General features: G+C 37.9%; 21 protein-coding genes. 15 read left to right on the top strand and 6 right to left on the bottom strand.

Features of this window, described 5'->3' with window-relative positions:
- Positions 1–46: 46 nt before the first annotated feature.
- A complete protein-coding gene (locus tag V8G61_RS07710; protein ID WP_394874951.1) occupies positions 47–1,201 on the bottom strand; it encodes a hypothetical protein in 1,155 nt (384 codons plus the stop codon).
- A gap of 254 nt (positions 1,202–1,455) precedes the next feature.
- On the opposite strand from V8G61_RS07710, the gene V8G61_RS07705 reads away from it, so the two are divergent.
- The 5 genes from V8G61_RS07705 (at position 1,456) to V8G61_RS07685 (ending at position 8,913) form a co-directional block, all read left to right on the top strand.
- A complete protein-coding gene (locus V8G61_RS07705) occupies positions 1,456–2,145 on the top strand; it encodes a Crp/Fnr family transcriptional regulator (protein WP_394874950.1) in 690 nt (229 codons plus the stop codon).
- Positions 2,146–2,562: 417 nt separating this feature from the next.
- A complete protein-coding gene (locus V8G61_RS07700; protein ID WP_394874949.1) occupies positions 2,563–3,066 on the top strand; it encodes a ferritin-like domain-containing protein in 504 nt (167 codons plus the stop codon).
- A gap of 631 nt (positions 3,067–3,697) precedes the next feature.
- Positions 3,698–5,107, top strand: a complete 1,410-nt coding sequence (locus tag V8G61_RS07695) for a PQQ-dependent sugar dehydrogenase (RefSeq protein ID WP_394874948.1) — start codon at positions 3,698–3,700, stop codon at positions 5,105–5,107.
- 277 nt (positions 5,108–5,384) lie between these two features.
- A complete protein-coding gene (locus V8G61_RS07690) occupies positions 5,385–6,026 on the top strand; it encodes a hypothetical protein (RefSeq protein WP_394874947.1) in 642 nt (213 codons plus the stop codon).
- Between the two features lie 64 nt (positions 6,027–6,090).
- Positions 6,091–8,913, top strand: coding sequence for a CHAT domain-containing protein (locus V8G61_RS07685; RefSeq protein ID WP_394874946.1), 2,823 nt, complete (start codon positions 6,091–6,093; stop codon positions 8,911–8,913).
- On the opposite strand, the gene V8G61_RS07680 is transcribed toward V8G61_RS07685, so the two are convergent.
- Entirely contained in the window at positions 8,914–9,642 is a 729-nt protein-coding gene (locus V8G61_RS07680) for a tetratricopeptide repeat protein (RefSeq protein WP_394874945.1), read from the bottom strand.
- Positions 9,635–10,192: an RNA polymerase sigma factor gene (locus tag V8G61_RS07675; RefSeq protein ID WP_394874944.1), complete on the bottom strand. Its 558-nt coding sequence runs from the start codon at positions 10,190–10,192 to the stop codon at positions 9,635–9,637. The genes V8G61_RS07680 and V8G61_RS07675 overlap by 8 nt, the downstream gene beginning before the upstream one ends.
- Before the next feature lie 112 nt (positions 10,193–10,304).
- Between V8G61_RS07675 and V8G61_RS07670 the strand changes: the two genes are divergently transcribed.
- The 6 genes from V8G61_RS07670 (at position 10,305) to V8G61_RS07645 (ending at position 16,252) form a co-directional block, all read left to right on the top strand.
- Positions 10,305–11,624, top strand: a complete 1,320-nt coding sequence (locus V8G61_RS07670; RefSeq protein WP_394874943.1) for an OmpA family protein — start codon at positions 10,305–10,307, stop codon at positions 11,622–11,624.
- A gap of 7 nt (positions 11,625–11,631) precedes the next feature.
- Positions 11,632–13,383 (top strand): hemopexin repeat-containing protein, encoded by a 1,752-nt coding sequence (locus tag V8G61_RS07665; RefSeq protein ID WP_394874942.1) that lies wholly within the window; start codon positions 11,632–11,634, stop codon positions 13,381–13,383.
- 22 nt (positions 13,384–13,405) lie between these two features.
- Positions 13,406–14,587, top strand: a complete 1,182-nt coding sequence (locus V8G61_RS07660; protein ID WP_394874940.1) for a hypothetical protein — start codon at positions 13,406–13,408, stop codon at positions 14,585–14,587.
- 28 nt (positions 14,588–14,615) lie between these two features.
- A complete protein-coding gene (locus V8G61_RS07655; RefSeq protein WP_394874938.1) occupies positions 14,616–15,134 on the top strand; it encodes a hypothetical protein in 519 nt (172 codons plus the stop codon).
- Between the two features lie 131 nt (positions 15,135–15,265).
- Positions 15,266–15,874: a hypothetical protein gene (locus V8G61_RS07650; RefSeq protein WP_394874937.1), complete on the top strand. Its 609-nt coding sequence runs from the start codon at positions 15,266–15,268 to the stop codon at positions 15,872–15,874.
- 6 nt (positions 15,875–15,880) lie between these two features.
- Positions 15,881–16,252, top strand: a complete 372-nt coding sequence (locus V8G61_RS07645; RefSeq protein WP_394874936.1) for a DUF4870 domain-containing protein — start codon at positions 15,881–15,883, stop codon at positions 16,250–16,252.
- A 656-nt stretch (positions 16,253–16,908) separates the two neighbouring features.
- On the opposite strand, the gene V8G61_RS07640 is transcribed toward V8G61_RS07645, so the two are convergent.
- The 3 genes from V8G61_RS07640 to V8G61_RS07630 are packed head-to-tail and all read right to left on the bottom strand — an operon-like array spanning position 16,909 to position 21,856.
- Entirely contained in the window at positions 16,909–17,649 is a 741-nt protein-coding gene (locus tag V8G61_RS07640; RefSeq protein WP_394874935.1) for an SOS response-associated peptidase, read from the bottom strand.
- A gap of 35 nt (positions 17,650–17,684) precedes the next feature.
- The gene (locus V8G61_RS07635; protein ID WP_394874934.1) at positions 17,685–20,642 is read right to left on the bottom strand and encodes a DNA polymerase III subunit alpha; all 2,958 of its coding nucleotides are present in this window, start codon (positions 20,640–20,642) and stop codon (positions 17,685–17,687) included.
- Positions 20,642–21,856, bottom strand: a complete 1,215-nt coding sequence (locus V8G61_RS07630) for a DNA polymerase IV (RefSeq protein WP_394874932.1) — start codon at positions 21,854–21,856, stop codon at positions 20,642–20,644. The genes V8G61_RS07635 and V8G61_RS07630 overlap by 1 nt, the downstream gene beginning before the upstream one ends.
- Before the next feature lie 52 nt (positions 21,857–21,908).
- Between V8G61_RS07630 and V8G61_RS07625 the strand changes: the two genes are divergently transcribed.
- The 4 genes from V8G61_RS07625 (at position 21,909) to V8G61_RS07610 (ending at position 26,096) form a co-directional block, all read left to right on the top strand.
- The gene (locus V8G61_RS07625; protein ID WP_394874931.1) at positions 21,909–22,682 is read left to right on the top strand and encodes an XRE family transcriptional regulator; all 774 of its coding nucleotides are present in this window, start codon (positions 21,909–21,911) and stop codon (positions 22,680–22,682) included.
- The gene (locus V8G61_RS07620) at positions 22,679–24,013 is read left to right on the top strand and encodes an exonuclease domain-containing protein (protein ID WP_394874930.1); all 1,335 of its coding nucleotides are present in this window, start codon (positions 22,679–22,681) and stop codon (positions 24,011–24,013) included. Before V8G61_RS07625 ends, V8G61_RS07620 begins: the two co-directional genes overlap by 4 nt.
- Before the next feature lie 150 nt (positions 24,014–24,163).
- Positions 24,164–25,189, top strand: a complete 1,026-nt coding sequence (locus tag V8G61_RS07615; protein WP_394874929.1) for a hypothetical protein — start codon at positions 24,164–24,166, stop codon at positions 25,187–25,189.
- 169 nt (positions 25,190–25,358) lie between these two features.
- The gene (locus V8G61_RS07610) at positions 25,359–26,096 is read left to right on the top strand and encodes a hypothetical protein (RefSeq protein WP_394874928.1); all 738 of its coding nucleotides are present in this window, start codon (positions 25,359–25,361) and stop codon (positions 26,094–26,096) included.
- Positions 26,097–26,790: the final 694 nt, after the last annotated feature.

Raw genomic sequence — 26,790 nt, 5'->3', positions numbered from 1 at the left:
AGTTTTTTAAATGCCACTATCAGGATATATTTCTAACAGGATTGAATTACTGATACAAAATGGCATTCCACGAAGAACTTGAAAAAGGCATGTCATCCGATTTCAATTCATAGATGCTCCTACCCTGCAAAAACAAGGTAACCACGGCCAAATTTGTAAGTTCCACATTAGGCGGACTGTGTTTTCGTCCAATAACCAGGTCACTCGTTTCCGGATTATAGGTGCCCCAAGCTTCATAGTTTCTTTTCAGGAATAAGGTGTCTACTTTTTTGTTGAAAATAGCTTTAAAGATACTTTTCATATCAAAGGCAGTTTCCTCAGTGTAGGCTTTGTCTTTAAAATCCTTGATTTTATGGTTGCGTTGTTCACGTCTTAAGGGTGCTACCAGTTCTTGGGCCCTTAATTTTATAACCTTTAAACTATGTGTTTTAAGGGATTCAGGAAGGTGTTTGGCGAACAGGTTTTTATATGAATTAATTTTTTTATACATCGCGAATAAATGATCAGAACCGGAGATTACTAGTGGTAAGCCCTTGGCATTCAATTCAGGAAGAATAGCCTTATTCACCGCTCTGAAAAATTTCTGAATTTCCAGATCTGAATCATCCTTTCCAGCACCATAACCATGCATGGCCATGGCCTTACTTCCTTTTTGAACACTGCGATATTGCAGGTTATTCTCTTTAAAATCGTACCCTACAGTTTCCTGAAGTACCAAAGGCATCAAATCCTTTAAATTTTGTTCTGTAATGGAATCGTCCGTCACCTCAAATAATTTTACTTTATCCGACTCAAGTCGAAGAAGATAGAAATTAAAACCATCAGTAAAATTTACAATCAGCGGTTTTAGGTAAAATGAGCTATTCACATAATTAAAAGGTTCCGGGGCAAACGGTAAATTAAAAGTTTCAAAAACCTCATTTGACGCTAAAATAGCTAAACCTTGAGATTGGTGTCTCCAAAAATCATGGTCATCAACCAAACTAACAATTGGCTTTATTTTACGTTCAATGATGTCCTCCGACAAACCAGCTGCCACAAGTGCTTCTTTGACATGTCGGATTTCATTCTTTAATCTCAGGTTATCTTTTTGTTCCTGAACAGCACGACCAAAACGGTGTGTTGGGATATATACAGATATGCACTCCGGCTCATGAACGGCCGCGAGTTGTTCTATTTTTTTTCTATTTAGACCTTTCATGATCCACTATTTAAAATTAACGTAATTACTTATATTAAATGTACTGCTCGTTAGACTGATAACATAGGACTTAAGTCTCTATAGAAACTATTTTTATCACAATTTTCGGTCGACATTTCAGCTGGTTATTTTCTTTTTTTTAAGAGATTAAAAATGAATGTTTTAAATCATATTTATCTGTTAACTTGATGGTTATCATTTTAGGAACAACAGCTTTTAAATACCTTTGGCCACATCACCAATAACAAAAGATCATGTGGCGCAATAATGAAGCCTTAACCTTTAATGAGCAAGCAGGGAATTCAGGTACTCACAACAATTCCTTTGATCTTATAGAAAAGAAGGATGTTCTGGTCTTTAAAAAAGGGCAGATTATTTATTTTGAAGGAAGTTCACCTCAGGGTATTTATTTGATAAAAGAAGGCGTGGTGAAAGTGAGTAAATCGAGCTGTAATGGCAGAGAGTTCATTACACGGATTGCCACTAATGGAGATATTTTAAGTTATGGTGACCTCGCTTTAAATGCTCGGCATTCCGGTTCCGGAGAAGCACTGGAAGAAACCGTGATTTACTTCATTTACAAACATGACTTCCAAGAAGCCTTAAGGAGTCATGCGGAGTTCTTCGAGTTTTTCCTTGAAAAGCTGATTAAGTATGTGCGCCAATTGGAGACCAAAGCTTCTCAAATTGCCTATAAACCGGTTAGAGGCCGTTTGGCTGATGCCCTCTTGTACTTAGACCTAAAATTTAATGGCCCTCATGAAAATGCTTCTGAGATCAGTATTAACAGAAAAGATCTGGCCGGTTTAATTGGTACCGTAAGAGAAACGGTAAACCGATTATTATCAGAATTCAGATCAGAAGGTTGGATAAAAACTGATGGCCACAAGATTCATATTCTCAATCCTAAAGCACTTAAAAAAGCCGCTCAAATGTATAATTAAGAACAGTAAACGGGAACCCGAAGATCCCCGTTTTACACAAAGTTTTGCACTTCAGCAAAATTTTAAATATCAAACTACAGTTATTTTGGCTTCATCATCCGGCCTGAAAACCGTCAGAATCTAACGCAACACTCTTTTTCTTATTCCAACTCACGACTCAGCAAGAATTTCAAAGAAAAACAACCATTCCGTTTAGCTTTACAGCCTGCCTTTTATCTCTCATTTGATGGAATAAATATAAAATCGTTTCCAAAAAAGTACAAGGACTTAGATTATCCTGAACAGTGATTTTCAACTAAATAAAGTTTTAATTTCAACCATAAATATTCTAGTCCTGAATAATAAAAGTCATTTATTTTTATCCGTGTAACAACTATCTTATAATGCTATTAGAAGTATCATTTAAAACCTAAGATCATGACAAAAAGAATTGAAAATTTAAAGGATGTTTTCCTCGAACGCGGACGTGAATTATATAACGCATCGGTAGAAGAACAAAAAGAATTACCCAGAATGCAAAAACAAGTTACCAATTCCGGTTTAAAACAAATTATAGACCTCGAATTGAGTACGGCTTCAAAACAAAGCCTTAAGTTATACGATTTCCTTTCAAAGTTTGATGTTAAACCCAAAGGTGAAAAGGACGAGTGCTGCCATTCTATTGTAAAGGAGGCTAACAAAATGTTGGCAAAAACAACTGATAGTTATGTTAAAGATGTGGTTATTTTGGAATCCATTCAACGTTTGAATCACAACAATATTTCAACGCTAGGTACTTTAGCATCCTATGCACATGAAATCGGTGAAGGTACAATGGCCGCCTCTTTACACGAGTTGGTAGACGAAGAAAAGCGTATCGATACTAAGTTATCTGAACTCGCTAAATCTAAAATCAATAAAAAAGCTGCTTCCGTTTTCTAAACGTTTTAAAAGGTGAGTCTATGAATGCGATGCAGTATACGAACAGATTCTTTTACATCTTGGCTACATTGTTCTACATGATTAATTAATAATGAATGGATGTCAAATGATCTTGTTCTGCATGAAGGTGGTTTAAATACCACCTTCTACTTTTTTAATTTTTATTTTCTTCCTTTATTTTGAAACGGAAAGACCTTTAGAATCGCAGTGCCATACCAGAGGGTCTTTAATTGCCGATTCCAGAATGTGGAGTTAAAATGTTACTACCCCATTAAAACAGTAAGGGGGAATCCATGATTCCCCCCTAATTCAAAATCTTACGTATGAGGTAAAATTTTAAACTTCAAGCTACAGTTATTACAATGTTATCATCCAACCGAAGTTTTCCGACAACAATCACAGAAAAACTAATCCATTCCAATGACTATTTTCGAAAAAATAAATCAAGTTTCAAAATTAGTATTAATGCAATCCAACTGTTTCCAGTTAATCCTTTATCGCTAACTTGATACATCAAATATATAACAGAACTAGAGGTTTTACAATGACCTGCATGATGTACCTAAGTGATTAATATTTCCTTTTAAAGTTCTTTTACTTAATTTTAGGAGCTTAATACCATAATGACCACATGAAACTTCGATATTTCGCGCTTCTCATATTTTTATTGTCTGCTATAACCACCAATTCTCAGGACTTTTCAAAAATGAAAGTAAAGGACCTGTATGAAAATTTATGTATGAGTTGTCATACTTCCGGTGCCGTTGGCGGTAGTTTAGTAAACAGGACATGGAAACAAGGTTCTTCAGACGCCGAAATTCTTAAATCGATAAAAAATGGCTATCCGCAACAGGGCATGGTGGCATTTGGCTCAGTGATATCTGATGCCCAACTGCAAGCTCTCGTAGTTTATATTCGGGAGTTGGAATCACAGGAAGTCAAAAAAAACATAACGGAGGTAGAACCAAATAGAATAATTAAAACGCAACAGGAATCGTTCAAGGTAGAAGTACTTACCACCGGACTTAAAACGCCTTGGGGCTTGACCTTCCTTCCCGACGGGAGAAAGCTCATCACAGAACGACTTGGCCCTTTGCGAATCATTAATACGGATAACACGCTCGACCCTACACCTGTTAAAGGAACACCTGAGGTTATATTTGACCGCCCGGAAGGTGGTATGATGGACATTGCGCTCCACCCTGATTATAAAAAAAACGGCTGGATTTATCTGGCATTTGCCGATGGTTGGCGTGATGAAAACGGTAAATCCTGGTCACAAACAGCAATTGTTCGGGGCAGGATCAAAGATCACACATGGATAGATCAGGAATGGATTTACAAGGCCGATAAAAAATTCTATATGAAATCCGGTGCGCACTACGGAAGCCGGATCGCTTTTTATAAAGGCTACATCTATTTTGCAATCGGAGAACGCGGTTCCATGGGGCAGGCACAAGATCTAAGCCGACCTAACGGTAAAATATTCCGGCTTTATGACGATGGTAGGGTTCCTAAAGACAATCCTTTTATCGGTGACCCTAATATCCCAGGTGGTATTTGGAGTTATGGTCATAGAAATCCTCAGGGTCTCGTGGTTGATAAAAAACATCGTTTGTGGGCTACTGAACATGGGGCGCGTGGCGGTGATGAATTCAATATAATCCATAAAGGAAGGAATTACGGCTGGCCGGTTATTACGCATGGGATCAATTATAATGGTCAACCCATCACTTCAATTACCGAAAAAGAAGGCATGGAACAACCGGTTCTTCACTGGACACCTTCGATAGCACCTTGTGGCCTAACCCTGTACGATGGCAGAAAGTTTCCAAACTGGAAGAATGATTTTTTTACCGGCAGCCTGAGAGCTGAAGAATTGCACCGCTTGCGGGTTAAGAATAATAAGGTTATTAATGAAGAAATTATACTGAAAGGTTTAGGACGCATTCGCGATGTAAGAACAGGACCCGACGGTTATATTTATTTGCTTACCAATGATCCCGGCCGATTATTACGCCTTGTAAATAAAAAGAATTAGACAGCCTGAAATGAAAAAAACTCATACTATAATTCTGGTTGGTTTGACACCCGTAAATCGATTGAATTTTATTTATTGTAAAATTTAGGTAGTGGAAATATTTTATTCTAAGATTGGAAATAGTATGAAAAATACCTAGATTATAGTTTTCCCGAGTGGTACAATCTGCTGGAACAAATTATAAACGTAAAATGATAGTTGTTTTAATTTAATTAGAAAAAATGTTTACTCTTGGAAGTGTTTTACATTAATAAAAAACAATTAAAAACTTAAAACCATGAAAACAATGTATTTATTTTTTATTTTCTCTTTTCTCATTGGGGTTTCTTGCTCATCGGATACACAACCAACAATAGAACAAACAGAACCAATGGAAATTTTTTCTAGTAATAATGTAGAAGAACCTCAAAACATTTTTCTGGAATTGTACCTTCACCAATATTTTTTAGAAAATGAACTTACGCTATTAAACAAAAGAAAGCAGGAATTGACTGCAGAGATTGAGGAAGGTAATGATGAAAAAATACCAGATCTTGAAGAGGTTCAACAGCAAGTTGAGATTTATGAAAAATATCAATCTTACAATGAAGAATTAATAGAAGGAATTATTCCCATAGATAGACCACCGAAACCTCATCCATGCGATAATCCTGGCAGTGATAACAATTGTCCTGTTCCTACGCTAGGTAGTTTCAATACCCTTGTACATCCAGATCAGGGGGAAATATCAACCGTTTTCTTAAATGATGATGAACCTGTTTCGGAATTAAACGGCGTCGAAGAATCGGAAAAATATCAGGGATTAATTTCTTACAATATATCAACAACTTTTATTGGAGAAGCGGTTTTGAAAATTACAAAATACTATGAGCCTGCAGGTTCTGAAATTTCCTATGAAGTACACGTTATTATCGAATGATTCTTTATTGAATTCAGAATTCATTACATTAGTCTTCAAGCCAAAACACTTGAAGACTTTTTTTATGTTTAGATATCTTATTATTTTTTTCTTCGCTTATAGTTTTACAGTTTGCTCTCAAGAAAATAATAATGATGAAAAAATCACCTCTTATTTCTACGAAGGTTATAATAAAATTTATACTCAAAAAGATTCTGCCTACTATTTTTTTGATAAGGCCCTCTATCTTGCTGATCAATTGAAGGATTATGAAACACAACTCCAATTATTAAGCTATAAGGTATTTACGAGTGGCTATCACTACGATATGACTGTTTATCGTAACAGTTTGGATGAAATCCTTAAGATCATGCAAGTTGACTCTTTGTCTTCAAAAGTGAAAGACCTAAACCTCTATAAGCAGCAATTACTTTTAGATACCGGTAACTATTACTACAAACTTAAAGACTATTCCAGAGCTAAGCCCTATTTTATTGAAGCTTATTCTGAATTATCCAAAATACCTAAGGATAATCGCTCCATGAATGACCAAGAATCCCTATTAAGCGTTTACAATTTTTTGGCCTCCATCTATAAAAATACCGGAAAATATGATTTGGCTGAGTTGTATTACAATAGATCAAACCAACTTAGCAAAGTTATTTATGAAGGCGATAATTTGGCTATGCACTTGGCCTCCACCAACAAATTGAAAGCACAACTTTACAATAATAGTGGGAAATTAGACAAGGCACATTTAATTTTAAAGGATGTTATTGGTACCCACGAATTCTTTTACAAAAAGGACAAAAAATATAAAAATAATCTGGTCTCCGTTTATCAGACCATGGTTGAAAATTCAATAGAAAAAAAAGATTATAAGACTGGTTTAAGTTATTTAAAAGCATGTGAATCTATACTCCTACCTGAAGATCCCTTTTATAAAAAATCACTCATTTTATACGGTACTATATATTCTAAAATGGGTAAGGACGAAAAGGCCTTAGAATACTATAATTCAGCTTTAAAAGCATTTCTAGATTATCATCAAACTCCAAAACATATTGATGTCGCGCGGGTTTTCGCAAAATTATCTCGGTTTTATTTAGATAGAAATAATTCCCGAAATGGTTTAGAATATATTGAAAAGGCTTTACAAAGCTTAGACTATAAAGGTAAAAACAAAGCTTCAACAGTACCTGCATTATTATATAAACGAGAATTACTTCATTTTTTAGACCTTAAAAACCAAAATTTAGTCCTAGCCTTTAACCTCAGTCAAGATCAAGATTATTTAAATCAGGCCATTAAAGTAAACGTCTCAATTTTAGAATTGTTTGGACTTCTTAAAAAGGAATTTGAAAGTAAACTTGATAAGGAATTTCTCTCGAATACGGCGTATCCTATATTTAATAGAATGATGGATATCACATATTTAGCTTATAGCCTCAGCCCCAATAAAGACTTATTAACATTAGCACTCAATATCAGTGAAAAAAACAAAGATATCTTTCTATTAGATGCTTTTAGAGATTCAAATGCAACGAGGTTTAATAATGTTCCTGAGAGTATTTTAGATCAAGAAGCCCTTTTTAAATCGAATCTCAACAACCTGGAAAAGACTATATTTAGTACAAAAGATACTATAAGAACAAAAAAATTGAAGGATGATTTATTTATTTTAAAAAATAACTATTATCTGTTTTTAGATTCTATTTCAGTCAAATACCCTAACTACTACAACCTTAATTACCAGGAGAAAAACATCACTCTTAATGATTTAAGGAGTTCCATTATAGACCTCCCTGAGCTCATCATTTCTTACAAGCTCACAGAAGATAATCTTTATACTATAGCGATTAATAAAAATAAAGAAGTCTTTACGAAAACTACCTTTTCCTCAGAGGAACGGAAGTTGGTTTCCTCTTTTTACAATCAAATCTCTAAAGTTTCATTGCAAAAATCAGATCAATTAAATGAATTTGGAAGAGCCCTTTATAACACTCTGTTATCTGAAATCTTAATTCGTTTTGAAGAAAAAAGCTTGATTATCATACCGGACGGATTATTACATTATGTCCCATTTGAAGTATTGACTGATTCTACCGGAGATTATCTTTTATTCGAAAAAAAGATAAGTTATAATAGTTCTATATCATCTCTGACACACTTAAAGGCAAAGAAAACGGGTGCTAAATCAAAATTAATTGCTTTTGCTCCAGATTTCAAATGGAATGAAAAAGGTTCTTTTATACAAAGCCCCTTACTTCATAATAAGCTTGAGGTTGAAGGTATATCTAGATTTTTCGAGACAAATTCTTTTATGGACCAAGAGGCTACTTTGACAAATTTCAAATCGAATGCGTCCATGTATAACATCATCCATTTAGCAACACATGCCTCTGCAAATGATGAATTCCCGGATTATTCATACCTGGCTTTTTCCGCATCTGATACAAAGGATCATACATTGTATATAAAAGACCTTTACAACACACAAATAAATGCTGATTTGGTGACTTTAAGTGCTTGCCAAACAGGTATAGGAAAATTAAGGAATGGCGAAGGCATGATTAGCTTGTCTAAAGGGTTTTATTATGCCGGAGCAAAATCATTAGTAAAAAGCCTCTGGAAGATTAATGACAAATCCACTTCCCTTTTAATGGAGGCATTTTACCGCGAATTAAATAACGGAAAATCAAAAGACGAAGCACTTCGATTGGCTAAAATTAATTACTTAAAAACAGTTGATGACGATTTACTAAAGCATCCTTATTATTGGGCTGCATTCATAGTTTCCGGAGATATTTCACCATTGAGAAATCATTACTCGTGGTGGTATTTTGGCTTATTGGCTTTGATAATAGTCAGTGTAACAATCTTCATAGGAAAAAAGAACAAGGTTTGATCAATCGAGTTTCTCTTTTAGTTCTTTCGCTTTTTCAAGTTTAAAACTTTTTAATTGGATCAAAAGATCTAATTCCTTCTTGGCCTTTTCTAAATCATTTAATTTTAGATAACATAAGGCCAGATACCAATGTGCACGATCGTTAAGTAAAGAATCATTCTGTATATAACCATTAAAAAGTGAAATAGCTTCATCAAAGTTCTCGAGTTGCATTAAAACAATGGCATTATAAAACGCAATATAGCTATCATTTTTTTGTTGTCCCAGTTCTTTGAAAAGCTCGAATGCTAATTGATAATCTTCTAATTCATAGGCCAAAAAGGCTCTCGATTCAAGATCTTCCAACTGTTTACCACGCTCCAGTGGGTGCACAATATTCTCATAAGGCTTATAATACGCAGCATAAAGCTCCTGCGCATTGACCTTAGGTGAATTAAAAAAATAAAACCAAGAACCCAAACCAACAAGTATAACTATCGAAGCAGCCGCAAACCATGGAACCAAGCGTCCGATCTTTGTTCCTTTATTGGACGAAGTGTTTTCCAAGGAATTTAAAAATATTTTAGTTTTTCGTCGTTCTTCGTTTTGTAAAGCAGATTGTAACTCCTTTTGAAACTGAAATTCCTTCAAAAATTCCATATCCCTCTTAAGCAAGTCTTCAAACGTTCTTTGATCTTCTTGGGAAAGAGTGCCTTCAAAATAAGCCGTTATTAAATCTTCTTTAGTCATTTTCTTTCTTTATAAATTCTTTCAATGTCTTCAGGCATCTTGATTTTTGGCTTTTCACCACATTTTTATTTTCATATCCCTGTATGTCTACAATCTCATCGATTGTTAAACCACGGTAATAAAATAAACTCAAAATTTGCCGGCACTTTTCACCCAATAATTTAAAATTCCTTATCAGTTTTTGTTGGTATAAATTAAGAGGCTTATCTTCTAATACACTATTCATAGTAGCATAGTCATGGGTATTAAAAACATAATCGTCTTCCGGGTTACATGTTTTTAGATTTCGTCGTGACTTATCAAAAATCATGTATTTACCAACACTAAATAAATAGGTTTTTAAGGTGGATTTTAAATCATCTAATTTTCCTTTTTGAGCATTCTCATAAACCACGATTACAGCGTCTTGATATACATCTTCGAAGTCTTCCTTTTTGAGGTCATATCTACTCGAAAACTTAAAAAATTCAACTTTATAGTCCAAATAGACTCGTTTCAGCACGTCTCGGTTTCCTTTTTTAAGTTCAGAAATAATTTCCTCTTTATGCATTAATGAATTTGTGGTTGATAGGTTAACACTCTAAAAATAAGATTTTCTTATCAGGTATGTTAACCTTTTTCAAAAATATACATCAATAGGTGTAAACTACAAAATCATTAAAATGAAAACGATCAAATTACTTAGTGTTCTTTTTTTAATCATGAGCTTTTCAACGGAAGCCAATGCGCAATTATTTAAAAAGTTAAAAAATAAAATTGAAAAGGCTGCAGAGGAAACCGTTATTGATAAGGTTGAGGATAAAACCAGAAAAGAAACAGGAAAAGCAGTTGACACCCTGCTAAATGGTAAAAAGAGAAGAACTAAAAAAGAAACGAAAAATAGAAAAGGCGAGGAAACCGAAGCCGGAAATTCCGCTGCCCAACAAGAAACATTATTTGAACATTATAGTAAGTTCGATTTTGTACCAGGTGATGAGATAAAAACCTACGAGGATTTTTCGGAAGATAATATTGGTGATTTGCCTGCCCATTGGAATACGTCAAATTCTGTTGAGGTGGTGGGCTTAAATATTTATGAAGGTAATTGGGCCCAATTGGGATTGGGAAAAGGGTCATTTGTCCCTGATTTTATGGATGATCTTCCTGAAAATTTCACTCTTGAGTATGATCTAATTATAGATTACGATATCAAAATGGGCGGGTTTAAACCTGTTTTTTTTACCACCATATCTGATTTAGAAAATCCCAACTATGACCTTAACGATGATACTCCCGGTAAAAATGGAGCCTCCTTTTTAATTTACGGAGGAGTTGGTGATAAAGGAAAGATTGAATTTTATAAATACGCTACAGATAATAATTTAAATAGTCGAACAGAAAAGGACTTTTCTACTTTACAATACGATTCTTGGACCCCTACAAAGATCATGCATGTTTCTATCTGGAAACAAGGAAAGCGCTTACGCGTGTATCTGGATGAAGAGAAAGTATTTGACCTTCCTAGAGCTTTTGAAGATTCGAATTTAGCAAAAAGCTTTCGGTTTTTCACCAATGTACCAAAGGATGATATTTACTATTATCTAAGCAATATTCGATTTGCAGAAGGAAAGTCAGATATACGAAGTAAACTGTTAGAGGAAGGCAAGCTTGTAACATATGGCATAACCTTCGATACGGGTAGTGCAGTTATAAAGCAGGAGTCTTTCGGTGTCCTTAAAGAAGTAGCCAGTGTTCTCAAAAGCAACAAAGACCTTCGTGTGAAAGTCATTGGTCATACAGATGCTGTTGGTGATACTAACAATAACCTTAAACTTTCTCAAGAACGTGCACAATCTGTGGTCAATGCTCTGACTGATTATTTAAAGGTACCCGAAGCGCAATTAGAAACTGAGGGTAAAGGCGAAACTGAACTTTTAGCAGAAGGCAACTCTCCAAGTGACCATGCCAAAAACAGACGTGTTGAGTTTAACATCATAAAATAAACCATTTATGAAATCGAAACTGTCAATACTGTGTACCGTCTTGGTCTTAGGCCTAGCCTTAAAAGGCCATGCACAAAGAATAAAACCACTCACGAAAAAAGTGCCCCTACGTGTTATGCCGCGCGTTTCACCAGTAGTAAAAGCCAATCGAATAGACACTAAGCTTCTTTATAGTTTAAAAGGAACTTGGATCAGAATCGGAGGAAATAACGATGATGCTGACGGTATGACGGTGACCGTTAACAATACTGAAGGAACTATTGAAAACCCCGCGAAAACACCTCTTAAAAAGGGAGACCTTAAATGGAAGAATATAGAAATCCAAGATTCCAAATCTATAAAACATCAAGAACTTGGAAGTAATTACAGCTACTACGATGCAAAAATGATATTCGTGCACAAAGACACCATGAAATTAAATGTTCTGGCCTCGGGAGCAGGCAACTATCAAATTTGGGTAAGGCTGAATCCTGAGTCTACTCAAGAAGCCTCAGGAACAGAGCCCAACGAGCAAGAAATTGAAGAATCGGTTGCGTTTGTCAATAACGATCGTGATTTGTTTCAAGCATCATTAGTACATCCTAATGGTAAGATTTACTTCTTTAGAAGGGTTTTTTACCATGCCTATGACTTTGAGAATAAAAAGCTATTAGAATTAAATCGGATTGGGAAGCCAAGCTGGAAGGGAACAGACATCAGTTTGGATGCCGCTGTGACCGATCACAACAACAATGAAGCCTATTTATTTAAAGGAAATACCTTTTATAGATATTCATTCAGTCAGAAAAAAGCAGTACAAAAGGGCATTGTTGGAATAGATAATTTTCAAGGATTGGAGGGGCCTTTTGATGCCGCCTATTGGGTAAATGGAGGGGAGATCGTCTTCTTCTTTAAGGATGGGGAGTTTTTTCAATGGAGTGCAATTTCGAAAAAGGTTATTCAAAAAGGTGCCATAGGCGAAAGGTACTTTAAAGGCGTTCCAAAAAACCCGGATGCAGCCTTATTGCGCAATGGTTACGTTTATTTTTTTAAAGGCGACTTGTATTACAGATATGATAGTAACCAAAGAAAAATAAATAAACGAGGGCGAATTGGCTATGACGAATGGCCGAACCTGTACCCAAGAGTCGATGCCATTTTTGATGCTGAAAAGCCATCAGATTATAGCCATGAAAATCAGCTATTAGATGTTATAAAAGATGAATATGTCTATGTATCCGCAGACTATTGGCCCAAAAAGAAGGAGGAAGAATCGTGGTATGAAAAACTTCCTTTTATAATTAATTCGGCACCAGAAGTAGGTCCAAGTCGTCAATCTCATAAACAATTTAAATTGGGATATGACAAATATCCCGGTATTCCACCATATATAGATGCCGTATGCTATGATGACTCAGCGAATGAAACACTCTTTTTTAAAAGCAACAAATATTACGTTTTTGATAATTTAATAAATAGTGTCAAAAAAATTGGAGTCATCAATAATGATGATTTTAAAGGCGTACCATACAACTTAGATGCCGTCTTCTGTCAAGGAAGTTTTATGTGGTTTTTTAAAGGAAACAAATACTACAAATACATGCCAAAAACCGGGAAGGTTCTTAATGAGGGCTACATCAGGGCCTATTTTAAAGGCATCCCTGATAATCTTGATGGGGCAGCTCTATTTCATGGAAAAATTCGATTTTATAAAAAAACACTTGAATATGTCTATGATCAAAATAGCAGAAGGGTAATCGATGTTAATGGAATTGATTAAATCAAGTTTAAATATAAAAATCATGAAATCAATAATATTTTTTTTAAGTCTGATAATGGCTTGCACCATCTCTTTCGGCCAGAATCTGAAATTGAAGAACAGAACAGCCACTGTTAAAACCAACATCCAGACCTTAAATACCGAAAACCAAAATCAAGACCAAACCCCAATCATTGCTTATGGTCATAAAGGCGAGGCCATTATTTTATATTCAAATAAAACCTACAATGCCAATGATAAGGTTCCGAAAGAGCTTAAAGAGGTTTTATTTGAATATTTGCAAGGCGGCCATCATATAACGGATATTGAATTTACGCCTCAAGGAGGCTGGGTCATAGCCACGAACAGAAGCATATTCGTAAGAAATGTGCAGGGACAGTTATTGGACAAGGCTACTAAAACCTACCAATCTGGCAATCATGTGATAGATGTTGAATTTAACCCAGATAACTGGGATAAGGAACGAGGCTTTGTATACCTAGACAATACTATGGCTTTAGTGTCTTCATCTACTAAAACCATAAATTTTAATAGAACTGTAGCCATACCCAGGCCGCAACATGGCACTACAGAGAATGCCAAATCTAATGCCAGCAAGGTTACCTACAGGTTTCGATTCGACTGGTTGGGTGTTTTTGAAGCCAATGATCGAGGTATTCCGGGAGGAAAGTTAGACTTATATGGCCATTGCGATTTAGAACTTTGGTTTACAACCCCTGATGAAGATAAAATTAAATTGCGATTGGACAAGAATTTAGAATTTACCAATGGAACCTCAAGCCGGTTTAAGGGCGAATTATTTAGAATCGATAGAGACAAGGCAGTAGAATTGGGAAAAGGCGAAGGGATGTCCTTGGCAGAAAATGAAGCTTTTGTGCACATAGACCTCAACGATTTTGGAGGTATTTCCCTAGAAGACTTTGAGAAAAACGCTTACCTCAGATTTTCAGTACATATTAAGGAGAGTGACACGGACCCTAATCCCATCCGCGTTTTTAATGAAGAAGTTTCAGATGACGAGTTTCCTGCCGTCCGAAAGTCCTTGTATCTCATAGACGCGCCTATAGACCCCATTATTTCTCTTCGAGGATTTTTCTCAGGAAATCGAGGGAACAACGGTATAAACCGAGAGAATGTGATCAGAACAAACCATAAAAAAGATGAGATTGGTTTATCCTTTAGCTTAAACAGAGAAGTTGAATAATCTAATTAAAAATTTAAATTTTAAAATCATGAAAACAACACAATTATTTATTGCAACACTATTCATTTTTAGCGCTTATTTAGTGAGTGCTCAAGACCATGGAGAAACTTCTGCTAATCCTGAAGAAGAAGCTATTCTAAGCAAGCCTATCAATCCAGATATACTTGCTTTTACAGTCTTTATTAATGAATCTTCAGAGGAGATTCAAGGCATTTGTCACTATAACGACTTTGTGAAAAATCAAGATATGTTAAAGGAAAAATATTCGGGAGCCAATCCGTTTTATTCCGTAATGATGGATGAGGGCTCTTATAATCTTGAAAAATTGGATTTTGAAGAAGGAATAGTACTCACACTTTTTATGCAACAAGAGTCTGGTGATGAGCCCATAATTGAAAGGGAACTTATTCCGGGTGGGATGTTTATTCCAGGTGGAATGTTCATCCCCGGCGGCATGTTTCAGGAAGTTGACGTTGTCGAAATAGGTAAAACTAAAGCAAAAGTCAACTTAGAAAAGGAGGGTGAAGTCTCTCTTATTTTCTTCTAAGCACCAAAAACACCAATAATATAATTCTTTGGACCTTAAAAATTTAAACATCCAATTAAATAAATATTATTCTGAAAATAACTTGGAAAAAGATTCAAAGACAATACAAAAATTAATAAATCTTATAAAAAATGAAAACTATTAAAACACTTCTATTAGGTATCCTCGCAATATCTGCAATAACTGCTTGCAAAAACGAAACTGCAGATAAAATAAGAAACGCACAACAGAATATCAGCAATATCACAGATATGGTAAGCAATGCCAAGGAGTCCCAGAAAAAAGCAGAAAAACTTAAGGAGCTTGAACCCTTGACTAACGAGGAGCTAAAAGCCTGGTTACCAGAATCGGTTGACGGTCTGAACCGGACCGGATTTAAAGTGGGAAAAGCCGGTTATCTTAATGTAGCTTCCATAGAAGGAACCTATAAGGAACCTGAAGGTAAGCAACTACGAGTAGAAATCATCGATGGTGCCGGTCAAATGGGAAGTACATTAATAACCGGAATGGGAATGTCTACCAATATGGAAATGGAGGAAGAAAGTGAGAGTAGACATATAAAAACGGTAACGGTAAACGACATCAGGGCAAAGCAAACCTATCATAAGAAAAGAGATGATACCGACCTACAGTTCGTATACAAGGATCGGCTCATCGTAATGGTAAATGCAAAAGACATGGATCCAGAGGCAACATGGAACCTTATTGAAAAATTAAATCTGAATCAACTTTTAAAATAAAACAGCATGGAATCTACTGAAACAAATACAACATCCACACCATCTCGAACCAACGCAACAACTCAAGAAGGTAAAACGGTTGCCATTATAGCCTACATCACCTTAATCGGTTTAGTGATTGCCTTTATAATGAACAATGAAAAGAAAAATAGTTTTGCGAGTTATCACATAAAACAGTCATTAGGCTTAGCCTTAACAGGTATTGCCTTAGGTATCGTTGGAATGATTCCTTTTTTAGGGTGGATTGTAAACTTTTTAGGTGTTTTCATTTTGCTCTATATGTGGATAATGGGATTGGTAAATGCCATAAACGAAAAGGAAAAACCGGTCCCAATTCTGGGTGAAAAATATAAGGAATGGTTAAAAAGTATTAAATAATTAAAAAATTGATGCTTGAACCACTCCTGAATAAACGGCTTTTGATATTCTACAACTTTCATCGTTAGTTGTCATTCCCGCTAAGGCGGGAATCTTTTTTTTGGCGTTACCCTGCGGGTCGGGCTATACGCTACAAGTCCTCGCTCGTTCCTCGCTGTGGGCTTTTCGCTTCTATCCCTAACGCAATGACCATCATTGCAAACAACGTGAAGCAATCTGTTAAAAAATAAATCCGGTGTCATTCAGAGCGCCAGCGAAGAATCTCACACCATAAAAAGAGATTCTTCAGTCACTGCGTTCCTTCTGAATGACAAACGTCATGGCGAGAACAGCGAAGCCATCTGTTAAAAAATAAATCCGGTGTCATTCAGAGCGCAAGCGAAGAATCTCACACCATAAAAATAGATTCTTCAGTCACTGCGTTCCTCCTGAATGACAAACGTCATGGCGAGCACAGCGAAGCCATCTGTTAAAAAATAAATCCAGTGTCATTCAGAGCGCCAGCGAAGAATCTCACACCATAAAAAGAGATTCTTCAGTCACTGCGTTCCTTCTGAATGACAAACGTCATGGCGCCTACAGTGAAGCCTTCTGTTAAAAAATAAATCCGGTGTCATTCAGAGCGACAGCGAAGAATCTCAACAATAAAAATCGAATCAAATTTTAAAATGTTCTAATTCAGGATAATATTGAAGCTCCTGTATTCCCGGTACATCACTATCTGCTTTCGGACTGAACAGATCCTTGCTTACCGGGTAACAATCTAATGTGTCATCAGGAAAGGGACTTTGAAGTACATCTTTTATGGAAGCCTCATCATCAGTTTCGGAAAGCCAGTTTTGAACTTGATCATCGGATAAGATCACGGGTTGGCGCTTTTTGATATTGTGGATCTTTTCAAATAATGGACTCGCCTTTTTAGTCAAAATACTAAAGGTGACATAGGTACCAATAAGGGTGTAAATTCCCGCTAAAGACAAGCCTTGATCGTTTTTATCTTTGATGAAGAAAGGGTATTTTTTCTTTTGATGATCATGGGGCTCAAAAAAGCCATCGACCGGGATCACACAACGCTTTGTTCTTATAGAATTTTTATATAGAAAATGACTGAATACTTTCTCTGACTGCGCGTTTAGTCCACCACCAAACTTCACCGCTTCTTTGTAATAAGGTTTTATGTCGTTAGGCTGTTTATTTTCCGGTACAATACCCCAAACACCCGGTGCCAGTACCTCAGGTTTTTGCTGCGGAATCAGTAACACATTGGGATGCGCAAATCCATTTAAATGATAATGCGGTTGATCCATGATCGGACGGATCGTATCATCACTCAATTTTACCTGATACCGCTTTTCTAAGGCGCGGCTATTTCTGGTCGTGGAAATATGAAAACACATGGTGATTGTTTTATATCTCGGAAATTACAAAAAATTTAATTCAAACGCGGATCGGGTTTCAGTGCCAATTTTCGGGTGCGGATCACCTCGATACTGTAAAAGCCAAATTCTTCGATCACCTTCCCGAAACATTCATAAACGCCAATCCCGTGAATCGGATATTTTTCAACCACATGATAAAAATGGACCGCATCAAAATAATCGCCTTTCCGGTCGATAAAGGTTGAAAAACGCATAAGCTTATTATTGGATGCCTTATGATAGCGTGTATTCACGAGTTTGCCATACAACAAGACCGGCTTGTTCACCTGCGTTTTCATATCCTTCGCCATGATATGCGACTTAAACGATTCATTCACCATACTGAAATAATCAAACAGCGAAAAACCCAGTAGCTCCATCTGATCATAGGCATCTTCCACCCAACCCGACACCAGTTCCGGCAACGTAAAATTTTTATGATTTGGGCGAAACAATTGCTTTTGTTGCGTGTGCGGTTTTCCGGTGTTCAGTTTGAACATGGCCTGCCACAATAAGCCCGCCTTAGGCACACCTATAAACCGAAAGGCTCCGATGCGAATCAGGATCGTGAGCTGCTCGATACTGATAGCCACACGATCGATAAAGTCATCCAGAGACTGATACGGCCCGTTAAAGTTCCGTTCGGTCAACAGGCGTTTTACCGTATAATGCTCCAGGTTTTTCAAATAGCCCAAACCCAGATAAATAATATCGCCAACGATCGTATTGGGATGGTCACTGTTATTGATACAAGGTGCTTCCACCTGTGCCCCACACTGCTGCGCTTCGTGAATGTAATGCTCGGTGCTGTAAAAGCCACCGCCGTTATTGAGCACCGCCACCATAAACTCCATCGGGTAATAACATTTCAGATACAGACTCTGGTAACTCTCCACAGCATACGAGGCCGAGTGTCCCTTCGCAAAAGCATAGCCCGCAAAACTCTTGATCTGATTCCATACTTCGAAGATCAGATCGTCGTGATAGCCCTTGGCGCGGCAATTAGAAATAAATTTTTCTTCCACCGCCACGAATTCTGCCCGCGAGCGGAACTTCCCACTCATCCCACGTCGCAAAACATCGGCTTCGCCCAGAGTGAGTCCGGCAAACTGATGCGCTACTTTCAATACATCTTCCTGATACACCATGATGCCATAGGTTTCCGGCATGATCTCCAGTAATACCGGATGGCCTTCCTTTCGGCGTTCAGGGTCGCGCTGGCGTTTGATGAATTCCTGCTTCATCCCCGAATCGGAAACGCCCGGCCGAATAATGGAACTCGCCGCTACCAAGCCCAGGTAATCCTGCGTTTGCAACTTTTGCATCAATCCGCGCATGGCCGGCGACTCCACATAATAAGCACCCGTGGCTTTACCGTTCTTTAGCATGGCATTCACCTTAGGATCTTTTTTAAAGGTTTCCACATCGGTGATATCGATTGGCGGATCGTCGGGTTTGTTGTATCTGATAATTTCCAGCGTATCCTTGATCTTCGCCAAACCACGTTGCCCCAAAATATCGAACTTAAAAATACCCACATCCTCCGCAATGATCATATCGAACTGTACGGTTGGAAAGCCTTTGGGCGGCATATCGGTAGCCGAAAAATAATGTATGGGGTTATCCAGGATCAGGATGCCACAGGAATGCACACTCACATAATTGGGAAAGCCCTGGATGAGTTTGCTGTATTTCAACACCAGATGCCCGAACTCGTCCAGCTCCGGCTTTTCGTATTTCCCCACACTGATCTTATCGATCTCTTCTTTCGGTAAACCAAAGACCTTCCCCAATTCCCGAACCACAGCGCGATACTTAAAAGTGTTGTACACGGCTAAAAGCGCCACATGCTTAAAGCGTTTAAAAATATACTGCGTGATCTCCTCCCGTTCTTTCCATGAAAAATCGATATCAAAATCCGGTGGCGAACTGCGATACGGATTGATAAAACGCTCAAAATACAGATCCAGTTCGATCGGGTCCACATCCGTAATACCAATAAGATAGGCCACAATACTGTTGGCACCACTGCCCCGCCCCACGTGTACAAAGCCACGTTGTTTCGCATAATCGACAATGTCGTGATTGATCAAAAAATAGGACACAAAATTCATCTCCCGGATCGTTTTCAACTCGGTCTGCAAACGGTCCTTGATCTTTTGCGTGGGCTGCTTGTAGCGCTTCGGTAAGCCTTTTTTACAAAGGACTTTCAAACGTTCAAAATCGGCGTCGGCATGCTCAAGATACAGACTCTGATTCTGTGAGATCCGGTCGTTGCCGAAATCAAAATGAATGCTGCACTGCTCCAGCAAAGCTCCGGTATTCTCTAAAATGAACGGAAAATTCTGAAAGGTTTCCTTTAGTTTTTCTTTGGAATACATCACATCCGTTTCCAGACATTCCTCCGTTTTCGGGAGCTTGCTCAACAGCGTATTATTATCGATCGCCCGGAGCAAACGATGCGCATTAAAATCGCGCTTCGCCCGTATGGTTACCTGTTGTTGCAGTACCAACTTCGTTTTAAAATCCTTGTACATGGTGAAGGGCAAACGTTTCATCTCGTCCACAGAAACCCCAATGAATTCATAGTCCTTAAAATAGGTCTTTTCCAACTGCAAGACCTGTTCAAACGGATACACTACAAATACCTCTTTAAAGTCCGGAGCCAGTTCCGGAAGCACTTTTTTCGCATGTAAATGCTCCGATAAAAAGCCATTCAATTCATAAAATCCATTGTTGCTCTTTGCGATGCCCACAAACTGCTGTTTCGCGCCATTGCGAAAATCGATACCCACCACGGGTTTGATCCCGTAATCTTTCGCTTTGCGAATAAAATTCAAACAGGCCGAGGTGTTATTAATATCGGTTAGTGCCAGCGTTTTAAAACCATGCGCCTGCCCGAGTTCCAGAAGGTCGATTTCTGAAAAGGTGCCGAAGCGTAAGGAATAGTATGTGTGACAATTCAAATACATTATTGATTGCGGTGTGCTAATAAGGTTGGTGGTTCGCCACTAAAAGGGTTATGAAAACGCCCGATGGTCCTGGCTCCCATGCCCGCCGCTTTTTGGATGCTGAGTTCCCCGTAGCGGTTTCGGATGGTATCCATAGCGCTATACAGACGGAGCATTTCCTCAGAGTCGTCGAACAGGTTGATCTGATAATTCCCTGTCACCAGGTCGCTGAACTTCACCCCAACCAAACGGATCAGCAAACGTCGCTGGTAGAGTTTATCAAACAGTTCCATCACTTTTGGGATCAGAATATGGTCGGCACTGGTATAGGGAATTTTAAGCTGTTTGCTATAGGTATTGAAATCGGAATATCGGATCTTGATACTGATGCAGCCCGTTAATTTCTCACCGCGCCGCAACTGAAAGGCCAGGTTTTCCGCCATAGCGAAAATAGTGGTGCGCAGTTTTGTGATATCGGTGGTATCCTTCCCGAAGGTGCGTTCTGTGGAGATCGATTTGCGCTCGTGAAACGGCACCAGCGGCGGATTATCCAGACCGTTGGCGCGCAGCCAGATCGTTTTGCCGTTCATACCCAAAACGCTCATCATCATTTCCAAAGGCATCTGCTGTACCACGCTCACCCGATCGATCCCCAGGTTCCGTAGCGTCTGAAAGGTCTTAGTCCCTACGGAAGGAATCTTTTTAATCGACAAGGGTGCCATGAAAGGCTTTTCAAAGCCGGCATCGATCCGTAATTGATTATTCGGTTTAGCCTCGCCGGTGGCCACTTTCGATACGATCTTATTGGCCGACAAACCGAAGGAGATCGGCAAACCGGTCTCTTTAATGATGGTGGACCGCAATTCGGAGGCATATTTATAGGTTCCAAAGAAGTGATCCATTCCACTCAGATCGGCATAGAATTCATCCACACTAGCCTTTTCAAACACCGGTACTTTTTCTTTGATGATATCCGTGACCAATCGTGAATATTTTGAATAGATCGACGAATTCCCACGGATCACCACGGCTTCCGGACAAAGCCGTCGCGCCAGTTTCATCGACATGCCCGAATGCACCCCAAAACGACGGGTTTCATAACTGCAGGCTGCCACCACACCGCGATCGCCCGTTCCGCCCACCAGCAAAGGTCGCTTCTGTAACTTACTGTCTATCAATCGCTCACAGGACACAAAAAAGGTGTCGAGATCAAGATGTAAAATCTGTTGTTTCATATTACAAAATTAGCTACATTTACAAGCAATTATTGCCAACATTTGTAGCATTATGAAAACCATCTCAAAAAACCTCCGACATCTCAGACAGCTCAAGGGTGTCACGCAAGAAATCCTGGCGGAAGACCTCGGCGTTACCCGCTCGCGCATCAGTTCGTATGAAGAAGGCCGCTCGGCACCCACCATCGAATTTCTCATCCAACTGTCTGATTATTTTAAAATTCCTATTGATATTATACTGCGAAACGACCTCAGTAAGGCGCAAGATATGTCCTTTATTGAAGTGGGGAATAAACGTGTGCTCTTCCCGATCATGGTGGATTCCGATAATGAGAACCTCATCGAAGTGGTGCCCGTAAAAGCCTCTGCCGGGTATCTGGACGGTTATGACGATCCGGAGTATATCGAACAGCTGGAAAAGATCAAACTCCCTTTTTTACCTACCGGAAAACACCGTGCCTTTCCTATTAAAGGCGACTCCATGCTGCCCATGAAAGATGGCTCCTATGTGGTGGGACGTTTTATTGAAGACCGCCGCGACATCACCAGCGGGCGTACCTATATCGTGATCAGTAAGAACGATGGGATGACCTACAAGCGCGTGTACAACCAGATCGCAGAGAACAACACCCTGCTTTTGGTGCCCGACAATACCCTATACGGTTCCTATGAAATTCCTATAGACGAAGTACAGGAGATCTGGGAATTCACCTGCAGCATCAACACGCAGGAATACGACGAACAGGAACTGAAACTCTCCAGCATCATCACGATGTTCAACAGCCTGGGTGTAGAACTTAAAGCGCTTGAAAAGTTAGTGAAATGATGTATAACATTATCGATATTGAAACCACCGGCCGCGGTAACAGGATCACCGAGATCTCCATTTTTAAATACGACGGCGATACCGTGGTCGATGAGTTTACCTCGCTGGTAAATCCCGAAGCCCTCATCCCCACTTACATTACCGCGCTTACCGGGATCGACAATGCCATGGTGGCCGATGCGCCTGTTTTTGGTGAGATCGCCGAACAGGTATTGGCCATTACGGCAGACTGCATATTCGTGGCGCATAATGTGAATTTTGATTACAATATTATCCGTAACGAATTTAAAGCCCTGAACATTAATTTTACACGGCGTAAACTCTGCACCATCCGTTTGGCGCGGCAGCTGCTCCCCGGACACCGCTCCTACAGTTTAGGGAAATTGTGTGCCGCTGAAGGGATTCCTATTGCCGACCGCCACCGGGCCCGTGGTGATGCCGAGGCCACCGTGATCTTATTTGAACGTTTGCTGAACAGCGAAAACGCCGACCAGGTGATATCCACCTTTTTTAAAAAGAACTCCAAGGAAGCCACGCTCCCGCCCCACTTACCTGCCGCAGTATTTAATGGGATTCCCGAAGCGCCCGGGATTTATTTATTTAAGAACAAAAAAGGCAAGATCATTTATGTGGGCAAGGCCAAGAACCTGAAAAAACGCGTGCTGAGCCATTTTTACGACAAGTCGGATAAGGAACTGCAATTGTGCCGTGAGATCGCCGATATCGATTTTGAACTGTCTGGTAGCGAGCTGATCGCTTTGCTCATGGAAGACGCCGCCATTAAACGGCATTACCCGCCCTACAATGTGCAGGCGAAACGCAACCCCACGGCCTATGGAATCTTTAGTTATGAAGACCGCAACGGTGTGCTGCACCTGGCCTACAACCGTTTAAAAAATTGTCCGCAACCCTTTATGACGCTGTATACCATTACCGCCTGTCGCAGTTTTTTGGAACAGCTTTGCGAAACCTATACGCTCTGCCCCAAATACTGCCATTTGCAGGAAGGCGTGGACCAGTGTAACCACTATAAAATAAGGACCTGTAAAGGTGTATGTCGCGACGAAGAAGCCCCGCAGCAGTACAACCAACGCGTAAAAAAAGCGATCGCCCAAACCACCGCCACCTTGCAGGATAACATTATAAAACAACCGGGGCGCTCTGCGGACGAAGCCGGCTTTATTTTAATAGCCAACGGCGTGTATAAAGGTTATGGCTTTATAGACCATACGGCACAAATTACGCACACAGAAGCTTTGGAAGACCATTTGATCCCACAGCAGGATAATGTGGATGTGCGGAAGGTGTTGCGGCGGGAGTTGTTAGGCTAAGTTTCTTTTTTATTAACAATCACTCGTCAATAACTTGTTTTTACTTTCTTACATAAAAGTAAGGGGTTTTGTATATTTGAAGATGAATATGAGGAAGTTAAATACGATTGTGTTTAGACAATTGTTGGCATTCATTTTAAATAACGCAGTATGAGTGAAAAATCACCAAGAGAACAATTTCTAGAGCGAATTAATGAAATCATTAGTACGCCAGTTGAGGATTTAATAAAGAATTCTAAAGCTAATGAGACAAAAGGAATTCTTGTTTATAATGAGATAAAACCAAAAATTGAGGAATTAAAAGATTACCTAAGTCAGGTTAGCATAAATAATTTGAATCAATTACCCGATTCTCGTTTTAATATTCTTCATTCTAAATTAAAACCGATTCTTGACGAATTAGATAAAATTCAAACTACAGATAAAGACCCAAATAAAACTGATGCCCAACAAAAACAACAAATTGTTCAGTTTTTTACATATGGTGCCAACCAAGGTGGAAATGCCTACTTTGAAAAAGAAAAGGAAGAGATTTGGAAAATAATTCTTGAAGCTATAACTCTTGAGAATCGCGTATTACAGGATAGTTCAGTTGCTGTCAAAAAAGCCAAAGAACTGGATAATGTTATAAAGAATGCCAAAAATTCTCAAGATGAAATTAATAAAGTATTAAATTCGGCAAGGACTGAATTGTCAAAAGGCGGAGTAAGTGTACATTCAGATATTTTTGGAAATCAAGCAGAAACTCATAAGACTAGTGCCAACAACTGGAGGAAGAATGCAATTGGACTTTTAATTACAAATTCGATTCTGATAATTATTATTTTAGTTTTAGTTATTTGGGTTGTTGATGATAAGACTTTGAGAATAGAAATGGGGATTTTTGGTATAGCTTTAATTTCACTTGTGTCTTATGCAATTGTTTTGTGTGTTAAAAACTTCTTTGCAGAAAAACATAATCAAAATGTTAATCAACATAGGGCAAATTGTTTAGGAACGTATAATACTTTCATAGATTCAGCAGATGAAGATCGAAAGGCCGCGGTACTTTTGCAAGCTACAACTACGATTTTTTCACATCAGAAATCTGGTTATTTAACCAAAGACACTGAAACGAATAATCCGAATCCAATTGTAGAAATTATAAGGAAAGTAACAAACGGAAAATCCGAATAAAAAAAATGAAATGCCAACAAAGATCGCTGTAAGTAATTGCTTGTTCTCGCCTACTTTTAAAAACCCTCGCGGATTTTCAGTTTGGTGTGTAACTGCAAAATTATATGCTAACCAACGCAGCTACTCATAGCCGAGACCGTTGTGCTTCATTATCACAAACCGCTAACCAATGATAAAATTCTTTATAAAAATTAGACAAGATTTACTTTCAAAAGGCAAAACTGGAAAATATTTGAAATATGCTATTGGAGAAATTATACTTGTAGTTATTGGGATTTTGATTGCTCTACAATTAAATAACTTAAACGAGAACATAAAAATTGAAAATACTAAACAGGAATATTACAGGCAATTATTGATTGATTTGGAAAAAGATAAAATCTACATAGAAAACTTCATCTCTTATTTAGACTCTTCAAAAACAAAATACAATGCTTATTTAGAAACCTATCTAGAACCGCATTTAAATATTTCACAGGCAATCGAAAACATTTCAAAGTTAGAGATGAATATTAGGTTTATTAATTTCAACACAAATACTATTTCTTCTTTAGAAAACACAGGTGATATAAAACTTATACCTGTAGAAATTCGAAATAAATTAAGTGAGTTAAAACGAGATCAAAACATTTTAATAACAGTATCTAACAACAACATAGATGACGCACTTGATTTATTAAAAATGATAAGTGTGGAAACGGGAGGATGGACAATAAGAAATAGATTACCTAACCAAACAATAGTAGCTGAAGCACTTCAATTGGATGAGAATAAAATTTTTAAATTATTAGAATCTTATCAATCTTGGAAAATTACAATTGAAAACATAAGTATGAATCAGTTACAATTAGTCCAAAACAAAGAAGAAGAACTGACAATTCTTATTAATAACGAAATGAAAAACTAACTAAAGCACAACATTGTATAACCGCAATTACGGCGGATTCGACTACATCCGAATCCACTCTGAATTGCTAACGTCAGTGCTAAACCGAAAATTAACGTATATATCCGTAACTGACGGTTATACTAGACCGTTGTGTGCAAGCTGAAAAAACGATAATAATTGAGAAAATCTTTTTACTTATTATTTCTGATTCTATTTTTAATTGGAATTCCGCTTTTTTATTTTATGGCAATTAATACTTCTGTCAGCTTAAAACATGAAACCGAATTTGGTCAGTGTATCTCCCAAATCTCTGAAGCTAATTTGTGTATTCAACACGATATTTTTATGGGACTGACTTACCTTTGTTTACTACTGTTTTTTCTGTTTTTGATTTTTAACAGAAGACTTATTAAAAAATTATAAAGTGGCCATTTTTCAAATAATTTTTGGCAGATATTTAATTGAACTAATCGGAGCATCCATTCGATTTTTATTTGGATACATAAAATCTAAATTGTTTGGAACTAAACTCATAAAGTTTGAGAACTATTGGCATAAAAAAAAAGGAAACCAATATGACAAACTTGAAACTGAAACTGCCAATGGGATTGCTGGTTTTTTCTTTTTTGCCATCTTTATTGGAATTATTATTTATTTTACTATTTAAAAAAATATATCTGAATTAAAAGCCAGCACACAACCCAGTATATAA

It is taken from the genome of Gaetbulibacter sp. M240, from assembly GCF_043876815.1.
Classification (GTDB): Bacteria; Bacteroidota; Bacteroidia; order Flavobacteriales; family Flavobacteriaceae; genus Gaetbulibacter_A.
This window is presented reverse-complemented; position numbering and strand designations above follow the sequence as displayed.

Bases quoted from the DNA above. Each gene is read 5' to 3' on its own strand.
- V8G61_RS07670 (WP_394874943.1), top strand. From the start codon at position 10,305: ATGAAAACGATCAAATTACTTAGTGTTCTTTTTTTAATCATGAGCTTT.
- V8G61_RS07665 (WP_394874942.1), top strand. From the start codon at position 11,632: ATGAAATCGAAACTGTCAATACTGTGTACCGTCTTGGTCTTAGGCCTA.
- V8G61_RS07610 (WP_394874928.1), top strand. From the start codon at position 25,359: ATGATAAAATTCTTTATAAAAATTAGACAAGATTTACTTTCAAAAGGC.
- V8G61_RS07680 (WP_394874945.1), bottom strand. From the start codon at position 9,642: ATGACTAAAGAAGATTTAATAACGGCTTATTTTGAAGGCACTCTTTCC.
- V8G61_RS07655 (WP_394874938.1), top strand. From the start codon at position 14,616: ATGAAAACAACACAATTATTTATTGCAACACTATTCATTTTTAGCGCT.
- V8G61_RS07675 (WP_394874944.1), bottom strand. From the start codon at position 10,192: ATGCATAAAGAGGAAATTATTTCTGAACTTAAAAAAGGAAACCGAGAC.
- V8G61_RS07635 (WP_394874934.1), bottom strand. From the start codon at position 20,642: ATGTATTTGAATTGTCACACATACTATTCCTTACGCTTCGGCACCTTT.
- V8G61_RS07615 (WP_394874929.1), top strand. From the start codon at position 24,164: ATGAGTGAAAAATCACCAAGAGAACAATTTCTAGAGCGAATTAATGAA.
- V8G61_RS07660 (WP_394874940.1), top strand. From the start codon at position 13,406: ATGAAATCAATAATATTTTTTTTAAGTCTGATAATGGCTTGCACCATC.
- V8G61_RS07690 (WP_394874947.1), top strand. From the start codon at position 5,385: ATGAAAACAATGTATTTATTTTTTATTTTCTCTTTTCTCATTGGGGTT.
- V8G61_RS07700 (WP_394874949.1), top strand. From the start codon at position 2,563: ATGACAAAAAGAATTGAAAATTTAAAGGATGTTTTCCTCGAACGCGGA.
- V8G61_RS07695 (WP_394874948.1), top strand. From the start codon at position 3,698: ATGAAACTTCGATATTTCGCGCTTCTCATATTTTTATTGTCTGCTATA.
- V8G61_RS07630 (WP_394874932.1), bottom strand. From the start codon at position 21,856: ATGAAACAACAGATTTTACATCTTGATCTCGACACCTTTTTTGTGTCC.
- V8G61_RS07640 (WP_394874935.1), bottom strand. From the start codon at position 17,649: ATGTGTTTTCATATTTCCACGACCAGAAATAGCCGCGCCTTAGAAAAG.
- V8G61_RS07710 (WP_394874951.1), bottom strand. From the start codon at position 1,201: ATGAAAGGTCTAAATAGAAAAAAAATAGAACAACTCGCGGCCGTTCAT.
- V8G61_RS07685 (WP_394874946.1), top strand. From the start codon at position 6,091: ATGTTTAGATATCTTATTATTTTTTTCTTCGCTTATAGTTTTACAGTT.
- V8G61_RS07705 (WP_394874950.1), top strand. From the start codon at position 1,456: ATGTGGCGCAATAATGAAGCCTTAACCTTTAATGAGCAAGCAGGGAAT.
- V8G61_RS07620 (WP_394874930.1), top strand. From the start codon at position 22,679: ATGATGTATAACATTATCGATATTGAAACCACCGGCCGCGGTAACAGG.
- V8G61_RS07625 (WP_394874931.1), top strand. From the start codon at position 21,909: ATGAAAACCATCTCAAAAAACCTCCGACATCTCAGACAGCTCAAGGGT.
- V8G61_RS07650 (WP_394874937.1), top strand. From the start codon at position 15,266: ATGAAAACTATTAAAACACTTCTATTAGGTATCCTCGCAATATCTGCA.
- V8G61_RS07645 (WP_394874936.1), top strand. From the start codon at position 15,881: ATGGAATCTACTGAAACAAATACAACATCCACACCATCTCGAACCAAC.